This window comes from Pseudomonas sp. 37 R 15 (assembly GCF_900004865.1).
Classification (GTDB): domain Bacteria; phylum Pseudomonadota; class Gammaproteobacteria; order Pseudomonadales; family Pseudomonadaceae; genus Aquipseudomonas; species Aquipseudomonas fluorescens_AM.
Genome location: NZ_CVTV01000017.1, coordinates 1 through 638, shown reverse-complemented (window position 1 = coordinate 638; position 638 = coordinate 1). Strand labels below are relative to the sequence as shown.

1 protein-coding gene is annotated in these 638 nt (G+C 56.4%); it reads left to right on the top strand.

Annotated features, from left to right (window positions below):
- Positions 1-638 (top strand): immunoglobulin-like domain-containing protein (locus BFQ04_RS03865; RefSeq protein WP_371914484.1); only part of this gene is annotated, 638 nt, incomplete at both ends.

Sequence of the window (638 nt, the reverse complement as noted above, 5' to 3'; positions counted from 1 at the left end):
GCAACGGTGCGACCACCACGATCAACGACACCATCGACAAGGTCGATGTGGTTCTGACCGCCACTACTACCGTCGGCGAAGGCGGCAACATCGTCTACACCGCCAGCCTTGTGGATAAAAACGGCGCGCCGGTGACGAACATCACCAACCCGTTGACCGTGACATTGGATAACGGCCAGAGCATCACTATCGGTGTAAACCAATCGAGCGCCAGTGTTTCGGTTGTTGCGCCGGATGATGTGTACAAGGGCGAACAAACCGTCACGACCGCCATCAGTGGCGTAACCGGCGGCGAGCACTTCGAAAATCTCGTTCCAGGTACCGACACAGTCACTACAACCGTGACTGATACCCCAGGTACTGATAACGCCACGACTGTCACGCTGACCGCACCGAATGCTGTTAGCGAAGGTGGACAGATTACGTACACCGCGACCTTGAGCAACAAGGCCGGTACTGACGTAACTTTGAAGCTGGATAATGGCTCGTCGATCACCATCAAAGCCGGCGATACCGTCGGCACCGTGACCGTACCAGCGCCTACCGATGACGTGTTCATCGACAAGAGCACGCAGACGGTCAAAATTACCGACGCAACGGGCGGCAACTTCGAGAAGCTGGAAGTTGCAGGCAACGGT